This is a genomic window from Bradyrhizobium sp. NBAIM18, from assembly GCF_020193825.1.
Lineage (GTDB): Bacteria > Pseudomonadota > Alphaproteobacteria > Rhizobiales > Xanthobacteraceae > Bradyrhizobium > Bradyrhizobium yuanmingense.
Map to the genome: position 1 here is coordinate 141,588 of NZ_JADYVO010000016.1, position 12,477 is coordinate 154,064.

At 65.0% G+C, this 12,477-nt stretch carries 10 protein-coding genes and 2 pseudogenes; 3 read left to right on the forward strand and 9 right to left on the reverse strand.

Annotated elements, in window-relative coordinates:
* Window positions 1-21: 21 nt before the first annotated feature.
* Together I6F17_RS27960 and I6F17_RS27965 are read right to left on the reverse strand one after the other, a co-directional pair.
* On the reverse strand, window positions 22-396 hold the full coding sequence (locus I6F17_RS27960) for a transcriptional regulator (protein WP_036024038.1): 375 nt from the start codon (window positions 394-396) through the stop codon (window positions 22-24).
* Window positions 383-1,000, reverse strand: coding sequence for a hypothetical protein (locus I6F17_RS27965; RefSeq protein WP_225126125.1), 618 nt, complete (start codon window positions 998-1,000; stop codon window positions 383-385). Before I6F17_RS27965 ends, I6F17_RS27960 begins: the two co-directional genes overlap by 14 nt.
* Before the next feature lie 199 nt (window positions 1,001-1,199).
* Here I6F17_RS27965 and I6F17_RS27970 point away from each other — a divergent pair.
* Window positions 1,200-2,448: pseudogene (locus I6F17_RS27970) on the forward strand (serine protease).
* A 166-nt stretch (window positions 2,449-2,614) separates the two neighbouring features.
* On the opposite strand, the gene I6F17_RS27975 reads toward I6F17_RS27970, so the two are convergent.
* The 4 genes and pseudogenes from I6F17_RS27975 to I6F17_RS27990 all read right to left on the reverse strand — a co-directional run bounded on the left by I6F17_RS27975 (window position 2,615) and on the right by I6F17_RS27990 (window position 5,290).
* Entirely contained in the window at window positions 2,615-3,352 is a 738-nt protein-coding gene (locus tag I6F17_RS27975) for a thioredoxin family protein (RefSeq protein ID WP_036038644.1), read from the reverse strand.
* A gap of 17 nt (window positions 3,353-3,369) precedes the next feature.
* Window positions 3,370-3,705 (reverse strand): annotated as a pseudogene (locus tag I6F17_RS27980) (SRPBCC family protein); the annotation flags it as partial.
* 8 nt (window positions 3,706-3,713) lie between these two features.
* Window positions 3,714-4,166: a metalloregulator ArsR/SmtB family transcription factor gene (locus tag I6F17_RS27985; RefSeq protein WP_036038647.1), complete on the reverse strand. Its 453-nt coding sequence runs from the start codon at window positions 4,164-4,166 to the stop codon at window positions 3,714-3,716.
* A gap of 149 nt (window positions 4,167-4,315) precedes the next feature.
* Entirely contained in the window at window positions 4,316-5,290 is a 975-nt protein-coding gene (locus tag I6F17_RS27990) for a tripartite tricarboxylate transporter substrate binding protein (RefSeq protein WP_036002523.1), read from the reverse strand.
* A 123-nt stretch (window positions 5,291-5,413) separates the two neighbouring features.
* Between I6F17_RS27990 and I6F17_RS27995 the strand changes: the two genes are divergently transcribed.
* The gene (locus tag I6F17_RS27995; RefSeq protein WP_036038650.1) at window positions 5,414-5,824 is read left to right on the forward strand and encodes a VOC family protein; all 411 of its coding nucleotides are present in this window, start codon (window positions 5,414-5,416) and stop codon (window positions 5,822-5,824) included.
* 232 nt (window positions 5,825-6,056) lie between these two features.
* Complete coding sequence (locus I6F17_RS28000; protein ID WP_225126123.1) at window positions 6,057-7,637, forward strand: AMP-binding protein; 1,581 nt, start codon at window positions 6,057-6,059, stop codon at window positions 7,635-7,637.
* Window positions 7,638-7,772: 135 nt separating this feature from the next.
* Here I6F17_RS28000 and I6F17_RS28005 read toward each other — a convergent pair whose 3' ends face one another.
* The 3 genes from I6F17_RS28005 to I6F17_RS28015 all read right to left on the reverse strand — a co-directional run bounded on the left by I6F17_RS28005 (window position 7,773) and on the right by I6F17_RS28015 (window position 12,057).
* Window positions 7,773-8,867: an HD domain-containing phosphohydrolase gene (locus I6F17_RS28005; RefSeq protein WP_036024045.1), complete on the reverse strand. Its 1,095-nt coding sequence runs from the start codon at window positions 8,865-8,867 to the stop codon at window positions 7,773-7,775.
* Between the two features lie 419 nt (window positions 8,868-9,286).
* Window positions 9,287-11,569, reverse strand: a complete 2,283-nt coding sequence (locus tag I6F17_RS28010) for a molybdopterin cofactor-binding domain-containing protein (RefSeq protein WP_225126121.1) — start codon at window positions 11,567-11,569, stop codon at window positions 9,287-9,289.
* Window positions 11,566-12,057: a (2Fe-2S)-binding protein gene (locus I6F17_RS28015; RefSeq protein ID WP_225126119.1), complete on the reverse strand. Its 492-nt coding sequence runs from the start codon at window positions 12,055-12,057 to the stop codon at window positions 11,566-11,568. The genes I6F17_RS28010 and I6F17_RS28015 overlap by 4 nt, the downstream gene beginning before the upstream one ends.
* Window positions 12,058-12,477: the final 420 nt, after the last annotated feature.

Below are 12,477 nucleotides of genomic sequence, written 5' to 3' on the forward strand. Positions count from 1 at the left end.
TCCGGTCAAAAAAGGGGAGGATCAGGTCGAGGCGATGCCGAGACGGCCGAGCGGCGGCGCTTCGCGGCCGGCGGCCTTCGCCGCGTCGCGCACCAGCCGCTCGAGCACGGCGAGATAGTCGAGGAAGCGGCGGCGGCCGGCCTTGGTGAGGCGGCAGCTGGTGTGCGGGCGATTCCCTTCGTAGCCCTTGGTCACCTCGACGAGGCCGGCTTCCTGCAGCACGGCAAGGTGCCGGCTGAGATTGCCGTCGGTGAGGCCGCAGAGCTGCTTGAGATCGCCGAACGCCAGCCCCTTGGGATGCGCCATCAGCGAGGTCAGAAGCCCGAGCCTCGCCTTCTCGTGGATCACGCGGTCGAGGCCTTCATAGGAGAAGGGCGCGCTGTCAGTCTTCGACATCGTTGTCTCCGGACGCGAAATGCAGAATGGCCGCCATCAGCGATTGACCGATCAGGAAAGGTAGGCCCATGGTCCATGGCGACAGCGTGTGGGTTCGGCTCGCGAGCACCACGACCGCGAAGCCGGACACGAAATACCAGGCGCCGGCGAGCGCCACCGTGCGCGGCAGCGAACGGACCGAGGCAAAGATGCCGAGCGACACCAGGACCTGCCACAGACCCGGCAGCAGCCACAGCGTCTCGCTCGCGAACTTCCACATCACCACGGCGAGCAGAACGCCGGCAACGCCCGCCGGCAGGAACTGCTCGACCGCCTGGTGGATCATCGCGTCGGCGAGACCGGAATGATGGCGTCGCGACCGGGCGCGCATCTCGATGCCGATGATCAGTCCGGACAGCGCGGCGGCGATGAACCAGCCGACGAAGAAAACGAGCGGCTCGCCGGTGGGATCATCCAACAGCCAGAATTGCAAGACGGCGGTGATGAGCGCAACAGCACCGGTCGCCGCCATCGTCGCCGGGCCGTAACCGCGGAAGGCGGTGCCTGCCGCGATCTGGCTGCGGATCGTCATGATGTCGGCCAGCGCCTTGTCGAGATCGCGCATCGGCAACGCCAAAACCTCGTTCCACCCGGACATTACGAGGCAACGGCCCCGTTACTTTGTATCGCAAAGTATACGGCACTGCAAAGTATGTGCAAGCCCGAATTGTCGCCGCCAGCCGGACGAGAGCGGACAACTGACGGTTGCGCCTCCCCTGCCCTCGCGGATAAGATGGATGCAAGTGCGTTTGCCGGGGGCTGGTATGTGGTTGAGGTCGTTGGTCGTTGCGTTCGTGTTGCAGGTGAGTGTGTTCGGGGCGAACGCGGCGGGGCCGTTCGGCACCGTCAATGTCGGCAACTGGGCCGGCGGCGCATTCAGCAATGACGAGACGGGCGCGTTCTCCCATTGCGCGGCGGCCGCACCTTACGCCAACGGCGTGAGTCTCTTCGTCGCGCAGAATGCGGCCGGCTCCTGGCTGCTGAGCTTTGCCAGCCCCAGCTTTCGCTTCAACAAGGGCGATACCGCACCCATCGACTTCATCTTCGACGGCCAGGAGCAGGCGAGGTTGCTTGCGACCGCCGGCACCACCAACATGGTGACGACCATCCTGCCCCCCCAACGTCGCTCGCACCTTCCAGAAGGCAAGCCTGATGGTGGTGACGACCAACGGCAGCAAGCCACTCCAATTTGTGCTGACGTCGACGGCGCCCCTGATCGCGGCGCTGGCGAACTGCGTCACGCGGGTGAAGGCAGATGGGCTCAGCAAGGCAGGCGATTTCACCAAGGGTGCGGCCAAGCCTGCGGCGACGGCGGAGAAGCAGGCGGCAGCGCCGGCCGGCGGCAAACCTGCCCGAGCCAGGAGCGGCACCGGTTTCGTCGTCAGCACCGGCGGTCACATCGTCACTAACCACCATGTGATCGACGGCTGCGTCGGCGACATCAAGGGCAATCTCACCGGCGAGGCCGCAATGGTGCTGCGCGTAGTCTCGAGCGATGCCAACAACGATCTCGCCCTGTTGCAGGCGCCGTCGACCACGACATTCAAGGACTTTGCCCGGATCCGCGACCGCTCGATCCGCTCCGGCGATTCCGTGATCGCGATCGGCTTTCCTTATCACGGCATCCTGACCTCGGACTTCAGCGTGACGACCGGCATCGTGAGCTCGCTCAGCGGCATGCGCAACGACTCGCGCTTCCTGCAAATCAGCGCACCCGTGCAGCCTGGCAATAGCGGCGGGCCGCTGTTCGACAACACGGGTCAGGTCGTGGGCGTGGTCACGGGCAAGATTCCAGCCTTGCGGATCGCGGTGGCGACCGGCAACATCCCTGAAAACATCAATTTCGCCATCAAGACCGGAGTGCTGCGCGATTTCCTCGACAATTCGATCGTGCCCTATCAGACCGCCGAGCCAAAGAGCGAGCTCAAGACCACCGACATCGCCACCAACGCCCGGCCGTACACGATGCTGATCTCGTGCAACGCGGCGGAGCAGGCGGAGGCGAAGCGGTAGCTATCGGGGCAAGGCACACCCTGCACCTCACCCGTAGCTGTCATTCCCCGCGAAGGCGGGGAATCCAGTACGCCGCGGCCTTTCGATTCATCACTGCCGTCTCGGAATACTGGATCGCCCGGTCAAGCCGGGCGATGACACCTTTGATGTGCGTCGAGCGCTCCCCTCACCCGTGGCAGCACGCACCCTTCGCCGGCTGCGGTTCGTACTGGTCGCGCAGGCGGACCCAGTCCATCGGATAGGGCAGGCCTTCCTCGTGACGGCCAAGCGGGGTGAGATCGAGATATTGATAAGCGGCGTTCATCATGTCGAGGCCGCGGGCGAAGCAGGAATAGGTGTGGAAGATCGCGCCGGCCTCGTCGCGGAAGAACACGCTGATGCCGGGCAGCTCGGGGCCGTAGAACGGCGTGGTCCCGAAATTGTACATCGGCTTGCCGGTCGCGACCTCTTCCTGTGAGAACGACACGCCGTAATCGCGGTTGAAGTCGTTGCGGCCTGAGGAAACCCAGTCGAAGGTCCAGCCCATCCGTTTCTTGAAAGCTTCGAGCTTTGCGCTTGGCGCCAGCGAGACCGCAACCATGGCGGTGTCGCGCGCGGCCAGGTGCGGCACCATGCGCTCGAACCCGTCAGCCCAGAACGAGCAGCTCTTGCAGGCCGCGTCCCAATCGGGTGCGAACATCACGTGCTGCACGATCAGCTGCGGCCGGCCCTTGAACAGATCGCCCAAGGACACAATGCCGTTCGGCCCTTCGAATTCGTACGCCTTGTCGACCTTGACCCAGGGGAGCCGGCGGCGCTCGTCGGCAAGCCGTTCGCGGGCCTGGGTCAGTTCCTTCTCGTGGGCCAGAAGGGCCTTGCGCGCGACGATCCATTGCTCGCGCGAAACGATCTGATGTTGCTGCATGGCGTTCTCCTTGGGGATCAGGCGACGAAAGCATCGAGCTTGTCGAAAATCGAGCTCCAGCCGCGCTGGTGGTTGTCGCGCGCGGTCTCGTCGAAGAACTGGGCGTGATGGAAGATCATCAAGGTGCCGGCAGCGTCCGGCTTCAGCGAGATCGTCACCAGCGACTCACGCTCCGGCGTCGAGTGCCAGACCCAGGTGAAGACCAGAAGCTCGTTCAGAACCACCTCGCGATAGCAGCCGCCGGCCTCGAAATATTCGCCGTCGTCGCCGGTGAAGCTGATGCGAAACCGGCCGCCGACGCGGACGTCGAGCTCGGCTTGAAGCGTCGCCGGCTTCATGTTCGGCGGCCCGAACCATTGCGCTAGCTGCGCGGCTTGCGTCCAGGCGGCGTAGACCTTTTGCGGCGGTGCGCGGAGCCGGCGCGTGAGCGTGAGGCTTGGTCGTTCTGCCGGGCGTTCGGCGGTGTTGGCGGCTGCGTTGGCCATGTCTCTTCCTCCACGAAGGCGGCAAGGCGATCAAGATTGTGGGACCAGAACTGCGCATAGCGATTGAGCCAGTTCATCGCCTGCTCCATCGGCTGCGCGGTCAGCCGGCAGGCGACCGTGCGCCCGGTCTTCTCGCGCACGATCAGCCCGGCATCGGTGAGCACGTCGAGATGCTTCATTATCGCCGGCAGCGATACCGCAAACGGGGCCGCCAGCTCGCTCACCGACAGGCCGTCCTGCTCGCCGAGGCGCGCCAGCAAGGCACGCCGCGTCGGGTCTGACAGCGCCGCAAAAGTCCGGTCCAGCGTCTCGTCCTGATACTTAACCATATGGTTTAGTATAGACGCGAGCGCGGCGACGTCAAGCCGGAAGGCGCAGGCGCGGATCCGCACGAGAGCGTGATCGGGTTGCTGGCAATGCAGCCAAGAAAAAAGCCCTGCCGAACGGCAGGGCCCTCTTCCTCATCATCACGAGATTTCTACTCGACCTTCAGGCCGGCGAAGTCGACGACCTTCTTCCACTTTTCGGTCTCGGCCTTGATCTCCTCGCCGAACGCCTCGGGCGTCTGCACCCGCGGCTCGCCGCCGAGCTCGACCAGGCGCTTGGCCATGTCAGGCTCCTTGAGCACCGCGTTGACCTCGGCGTTGAGCTTGGCGATGATTTCCTTCGGCGTGTTCTTCGGCGCGCCCATGCCGAACAACGCGCTCGCCTCATAGCCCTTGACGGTGTCGGCGATCGGCTGCACGTCGGGCAGCTGCGGCGAGCGTTCCGTGGTGGTGACACCGATCGCGCGCAGGCTGCCGGAGCGGATGTGCTGAATGATCGAGGGCATGTTGTCGAAGATCACCTGCACCTGGCCGGCGAGCATGTCGGTGATCGCGGGCGCGGCGCCGCGATAGGGCACGTGCTGCATCTTGCAGCCGGTCATGGCCATGAACATCTCGCCGGACAGATGCACCGAGGTGCCGTTGCCGGACGAGGCCATGTTCACCTTGCCGGGATTGGCCTTCACATACTCGATGAACTCGGCGACGTTCTTGGCCGGCACGTCCTTGTTGACGGTCATCACGTTCGGAACGCGCTGGAACGAGGCGACCGGCGCGATATCGTTCACGAAGTTGAACTTGAGATTCTTGTAGAGCGAGGCGTTGATGTAGTTGGCCGGGTTGACCAGCTGCAGCGTGTAGCCGTCGGGCTCGGCATTGATGACCGATTCGGTCGCGATGTTGTTCCCGGCGCCGGGCTTGTTCTCGACCACGAATTGCTGGCCGAGCTTTTCCGACAGCCGCTGGCCGATCAGCCGTGCCAGGATGTCGGTGGCGCCGCCCGGCGGATAGCCCACCACCCATTTCACCGGACGGGCCGGATAATCGGCGGCAAGGGCCTTCGACAGCGGGGTGGCTGCAAGCGGACTGGCGGCGAGCAGGCCCAGCGCGGTACGGCGAGTGATCATCTCAAGGGTTCTCCCAGTGTTGTTCTTGAAGTCGGATGGCTTGAAAGCCGCGTCGCTGCGGTTGTAACAAAGCTTGCCGCGTGCGGAAAGTGCGCGGGGCACATCACGACGAAAGGATGAGACATGCCGGTCAAGGTTCATGCCCTGGATCATCTCGTGATCAATGTCAGCGACGTCGCGGCAAGTGCTGCGTGGTACGGCAAGATTCTCGGCATGGAAGTCAAGGTGTTCGATCCCGGCGGCGGCAAAGCGCCGCGGACTTTCCTCGAATTCGGTAACCAGAGGATCAACGTCCGGCAACGCGATGCCGACAAGGTGGAGTGGTTCACCGCGAACCATCCAACGGTGGGCAGCGAAGATTTGTGCTTTCTCACCTCGGCCACGCCGGACGAGGTGGTGGCGCATTTGCGGGCACATGGCGTCGCGATCGAGGAGGGCCCGGGCCCGAGGCAAGGTGCCCGCGGCACGCTGCGCTCGGTCTATTGCCGGGATCCCGATGGCAGCCTGATCGAGATCTCGTCGTACGGGGATTGAGGCGCGCTCTCGCGGCCGTTCGGTCGTCATGCCCGGGCTTGTCCCGGGCATCCACGTTCTTCCTGAGCAAGGCGTGGATGGCCGGGTCAAGCCCGGCCATGACGGAGGAGAAAGGGTCACGCATCACCAAGCTTGCGCGCCTGCGATTTGCGTCCCGCCACCTCCAATGGCAGGAAGACGCAATCATCAAAAGACAGCCGCCAGCAGGATGCAGGCTGCACGGGAGGTCGCCATGCCACTTCAACAGACCACAGCTGGAATCGTGGGCCCGTTCGACGGGCTCGACGTGCCCTGGCTGCTCAAGCTGCGCGCCGAGGTCCGGCGTGATCATCCGTTCCTGATCTGGGCGCCGTTCGACGCGCCGGCGCGGCGCTGGAGCTACGGCGAGTTTCACGAGCGCGTCGGCGCGCTCGCGGCCGGCCTCGCCAGGCGCGGCGTCAAGCCGGGCGAGTATGCGCTCATTCATCTCGACAATTGCATCGAGGCGATGCTGGCCTGGTTCGCCTGCGTCGAGCTCGGGGCCATCGCGGTCACCACCAACACGCGCTCGGCGCCGGCCGAGATCGCGTATTTCGCCGATCATTGCGGCGCGGTCGCCGCGATCACGCAGCCGGCCTATGCGGAAGCCGTCGCGCAGAACTGCCGCATGATAAGGTGGATGGCGGTGACCTCGCACGATGCGGGGGCGGCGCCCGCGCGGGGCGTCTCGCGGGGCGACAGCTTCGAATCGCTGTTCGCCGACAGTGCCGATCGTCCCCGGCGCGCGACCGATCCGCTGGCGCCATGCAGCGTGCAATACACTTCGGGCACGACGTCGCGGCCGAAGGCGGTGCTGTGGACCCATGCCAACGCGCTGTGGGGCGCCAAGATCAACGCCGCGCATGAGGACCTTCACGCCGGCGACGTGCACCAGGCGTATTTGCCGCTGTTCCACACCAATGCACTGGCCTATTCCATGCTGGCGACGCTGTGGGTCGGCGCCACTTGCGTGATCCAGCCGCGCTTCTCCGCCAGCCGGTTCTGGAGCGTCGCGCGCGAGCACGGCGCGACCTGGACCTCGACGATCCCGTTCTGCATGAAGGCGCTGCTCGAGCAGGAGATCCCGAAGGACCATAAGTTCCGCCTGTGGGGCACCGCCATCAACGAGCCGCCGGCCTTTGCCGCCTTCGGCGTCAAGATGATCGGCTGGTGGGGCATGACCGAGACCATCACCCACGGCATCGTCGGCGAGGTCGATCAGCCCAACATCCCGATGTCGATCGGTCGCGCCGCGCCCGAATATCAGATCCGCATCACTGACGACGACGGACGGCCGACGGAGGTCGGCGACACCGGCAATCTCGCGATCAGGGGCATCCCCGGCCTGTCGCTGTTCGCCGAGTACCTGCACAACGAGAAGGCAACGCGCGAGAGTTTTGACGAGCACGGCTTCTTCCTCACCGGCGACCGCGTCGAGCGATTGGAGAACGGCTTCATCAAGTTCGGCGACCGCGCCAAGGACATGCTGAAGGTCGGCGGCGAGAACGTTGCGGCTTCCGAGATCGAGCAGGTGATCGCGCTGGTGCCGGGCGTGCGCGAGGCCGCGGTGGTGGCGAAGAAGCATCCGATGCTGGACGAGGTGCCGGTGGTCTTCATCATCCCGCAGGGCGGCGTCGCAGGCGCTGCGCCCGATCTGCATGATCGCGTGATGGAAGCCTGCCGCAAGGGCCTCGCCGACTTCAAGCTGCCGCGCGAGATCAGGCTCGTCGACGACATGCCGCGCTCGACGCTGGAGAAGGTGGCAAAGGCAGAGCTGCGGAAGCTGGTGGGGTGACCTTGTAGGGTGGGTTAGCCGGAGGCGTAACCCACCAACTTCGTTCGGCAATTGCGGAGGCATGGTGGGTTACGCCTGGCGCCTGCGCTTCGCGCAGCCGCGAGGCTAACCCACCCTACGACTACGGCATCCCGGCTAGAACGACCCCAGCGCGACCGGGCGGAACGCCTGCAGCAGCTGCTGGTCGAGCTTGCCGCCCATGCCTTCCATCATCGTGAAGGCGCGGGAGTGGGTGAAGGGCATGCGGTAGGCGCGCTTCTCCACCAAGGCGGCGTAGATGTCGACGATTGTCGTCAGGCGCACGATGTCGCTGATCTGGTTCGACGACAGGCCGTTCGGATAGCCGGAGCCGTCGAGGAATTCGTGGTGATGCAGCACCACGTCCAGCATCTCCGGCGGGAAGCCGCCTTGGGCGGCGAGCGCATCATAGCCGCGGCGCGGATGCTGGCGGACCTCAGCCATCTCCTCGTCGGTGAGCTTGCCGGGCTTGTCGAGCAGCCAGGCCGGAACGAAGGCCTTGCCGACGTCGTGCAGCAGCGCGGCGCGGGTCAGGCGGCGCTGGTCGTCCTCGCGCATGCCGAGATGCTGGGCGAAGGCGACGGCGAAGCCGGTGACGAACAGGCAATGGCGGTAGCTGCCGACATGGTGACAGCCGACCGTGGTGAGCCATTCGCGCAGCGAGGAATGCTTGATCGCCTTCAGGATCTTGCTCTCGGCGGCGATGACGTCGTCGAAGGTCAGGGGCACGCCGAGCGGCAGCTTCTCGAACATCTTGGTCAGCACCGCATGCGCCGCCTCGACGCCGCGGTTGAGCGTCTTGCCGCGATCGGTCGCATCATAGGCCGCGGTGTCCGGGAAGGCGGCGCGAATGCGCTGCAGGATGGCCTCGGCCTGGAGCGGCCGCGAGATGGTGTCGGTGGCCCCGAGCGCCCAGGCCTGCATGGTGCCGTGATGCAGGGCGTCCGCGAGCACGAACAGCCGCGGCATCGAACGATAGGCATCGCCGCGCAGCTTGTTGCGGACCCGCTGCACGCTGTCGGGCGAGCGCAGATTGATGTCGACCACGAGCCCGGAGAGATCGCGCGACGGCTGGGCGGGGATTTCGTCCGTCTTCACCGTGGAGACGTCGCCGACCGCTTTCAGGATGCTGGCGAGCTCGCTGCTCCCGTCGCTCCGATCGGAGGCGAGCAGAAGCCGGCGTTTGGCGGCGGATTTGGCTGTGGCGTTCATGGCTTCCCCCACAAGGACCGGAAACTCGGGCGTATTGGCCGATGAGCCTAAGCCGGATCAGGTTCTCTGGCCCTTAAGAGGCGTGCTCAATGGAACCTTGAGGAATTGCACGCAATTTTACGGATTGGGGTTCAGGGGGGAATTTCACAACCGGCGAAAACAACCCCATGCACAGTAGAACGGGCATTGATGGATAAGGGGAATTTTGGACGCTATCGCCCCGCCGTCCGTTGTCGTCGCCCGGCTCGACCGGGCGACCCAGTATGCTGAGACGGTCCGGCTGAAACCGAGAAGCCGCGGCGTACTGGATGCCCCGGTCGAGCCGGGGCATGACGGTGAGGGTGTGGAGGCGGCTCCAAAACAAATCCGCCGGAGGTTGCCCTCCGGCGGATCAGCTCATTTGGCAATCACGGCTCGACTTACGCCTTCATGCTCGCCTTCACGGCTTCCGCGGTGATCGGCAGGGCGCGGACGCGGGCGCCGCTGGCATTGAAGATGGCGTTGCCGATGGCCGGCGCGACCACTGTGACCGCGGGCTCGCCGACGCCGGTGGCCTTCTCGCCATTGGCGATCACGGCGATCGCGACCTCGGGCGTCTGGCTCATGCGCAAGGGCGTGTAGCCATCGAAATTGGTCTGCTCGATGCCACCGTCCTTCAGCGTCGCCTTCTCGTACATCGCCAGCGACAGGCCCCACAGCGCCGCGCCCTCGACCTGGGCGCGGACATTGTCGGGATGCACCTGCGTGCCGACGTCGGTTGCGACCGTGAGCTTCTTCACGGTCACCTCCCCCGACGGCGCGACGGCGACGTGAGCCACGCACGCCGTCCAGCTCGCGGTCGCCCGCTCCTGCGACGAGACGCAGGCGACCCCCATGCCCTCGCCTTTCGGCAATTGCTTGGTGCCGTAGCCGGACAGTCCCATCGCGGCGAGCAGCGTGTTGCGCAAGCGCTGCGCGCCGCCGTCGTTCTTGCCGGCGCCGTCGAGCAACGAGATGCGGAACTGGGCGGGATCCTTGCCCGTCGCCGCCGCGATCTCGTCGATCATGCTTTCGACCGCCCAGAAGGTCCAGCCCGGCGCCACCGAGCGAAGCTGGCCGGAGGGCGTAGCGTTGTGCGCGAGCTCGTTCTTGATCGCGCGCACATAATGGTTGGGCACGGTGTAGAAGAAGTCCGCCCCGTTCACCGTAAAGGAATCGAGCGGGCCCTTCTTGTCGACCGAGGGCGTCAGGAAGTCGGGTATTCCCCAGCGCGCGGTCGGCCAGGCCGACACCACGTCGTGGCTGATCGCAATGAGCTTGCCATCGCCGTCCACGCCGGCCTTCACTTTTTGATAGGTGAGCGGACGCGAGAAATCCATCGTCATGTCGTTCTCGCGCGAATAGATCACCTTCACCGGCTTGCCGACGGCCTTGGCCGCCTGCACCGCCGGAATCATCATGTCGGCATCGAGACGCCGGCCGAAGCCGCCGCCCAGCCACATCTGGTGCATGACCACGAATTTCGGATCGATCCCGGCAGCGCCCGCCGCGATCGCGCCGGAGCGCGTCGCAAACTGGTTGCCGGAATAGATGTGCAGGATGTCGCCCTTGAACTCCGCAGTGGCGTTCATCGGCTCCAGCGGCGCGTGGATGTTGATGCTGGTGGTGTATTCCGCTTCCACCACCTTGGCCGCCGAACCGAAGGCCGCATTGGGATCGCCGTCCTTGACGAAGAACTGGCCGGAATCGTCCAGCTTCTGCAGCCGCTTGGCCTCGTCGAGCAGCGACTCGCTCGACAGCTTCGCGTTCGGACCCGCGTCATAGGCGATCTTCAGCGCCTGGGCCGCCTTCTTGGCGTTGGCGTAGGTGCTGGCGACCGCGACGACCCAGCCCGACGTCGTTGCGGTCCTGTCGTCGAGCGTGACGGCCTTGATGAAGCCCGGCACCTTCTTTGCCGCGCTGTCGTCGACCGATTTCACGGTGGCGCCAAAGCGCACCGGCGGCGTGACCAGCGCGCCATAGGCCATGCCCGGCAGCATCACGTCGATGCCGTACTTGGCCGTGCCGTTGGTCTTTGAAGGGATGTCGAGCTGCGGAACCGAGACGCCGATCATGGTGTACTGGTCCGGCGATTTCAGCTTGATCGCCTTCAGCTCGTCGGGCGTGAAGGTTTTCGTCGCCTTGCCGCTTTTCACGACATCGGCAAACGACATCTGCTTCTTCGATTTCGGATGCACGATCATGGAATCGCGCACCACGAGCTCCGATGCCGGCACGCCCATGGCGGCGGCGGCACCTTCGGTCAATGCGATGCGACCGGCGGCGCCGGCGCGGCTCATCGCTTCGAAGTTCATCATGGTCGACCAGCTGCCGCCGGTGATCTGCGCGCCCAGCACGGGGTCGTTGAACTTGGGATCGTTGGAGGCGAGCTGCACGCGCATGTCGCTCCATTTCGCGCCCAATTCCTCGCAGACGATCTGCGCCATGGTGGAGGCGATGTGCTGGCCCATATCGGCCTTGCCGCAGGTCACGGTGACCAGCCCGTCCGGCGAGATCGCGTACCACACGCTCGGCTCGAAATTGGCGGGCGCGGCGGCTGCCGATTCGATGCCGGGCACGCCGGCATAACCGAGCACGAGGCCGGTCGCGGCGGTGCCAACGAGGAAGGAGCGGCGGCTGAGATCCGTCGTCTCGGGTGTCAATTTCTTCACATGCTTGTTCATGTGGGCCTCCGCTCGCTCGAGGTGGCGGACGCCGTGCGCATCTCGGATGCGGCGCGCATGATCGCCTTCTGGATCCGCGAATAGGTCATGCAGCGGCAGAGATTGCCGTCCATATGGGCGACCACTTCCTCCTTGGTCGGATTGGGATTCTTGGCGAGCAGCGAAGCCGCCTGCATGATCTGGCCGGACTGGCAGTAGCCGCATTGCGGCACCTGCTCGGCGATCCAGGCCTTCTGCAAGGGATGATCGCCCTTGGCGGAGAGACCTTCGATGGTGGTGATCTTCTTGCCGGCGACGTCACTGAGCATGGTCTGGCACGAGCGCACGGCTTCACCGTTGATGTGCACGGTGCAGGCACCGCACAGCCCGGCACCGCAGCCGAACTTGGTACCGGTCATCTGCAATTGCTCGCGGATCGCCCAGAGGAGCGGCGTGTCGTTCGCCGCATCCACGGACAGACTCCGCCCGTTGATGGTGAGAGTTGGCATAGGCGTCTTCCCCTGCCGGTGCATGAAGCCGCTTACGGCGGCAATTTGAATGGCTGACGCCCACCGGGCTGGCGTCAGCCTTGCCGGCGAGAATGATCGCGTTCCGACGCGGAGGCAAATGCAATTTGGAACGAGTCGAAAAAGCGCTCGCCACACTCGCCCGTTGTGCGCCGCGCCAAGGGCGTCGACGCAGCCACTGGACACAACAGCGCAGGCCTGCGGCATGCGTGCCATCGCATTCAGGCAGTTTCTTCGAGGTAACTTGGCGAGCTAAGGTGCAGCTGCCGCCGCTTTGTCCAGCGGATGGATTGGTAACAAAACAGACCGGATGGATAGGTAACAATCGTTCATGGTTCGGTCCGCTGCGGCGCAGCGCTAGCGCAGCGCCGCAGCGTTGATGTTTTCTGATCGATGATGCCG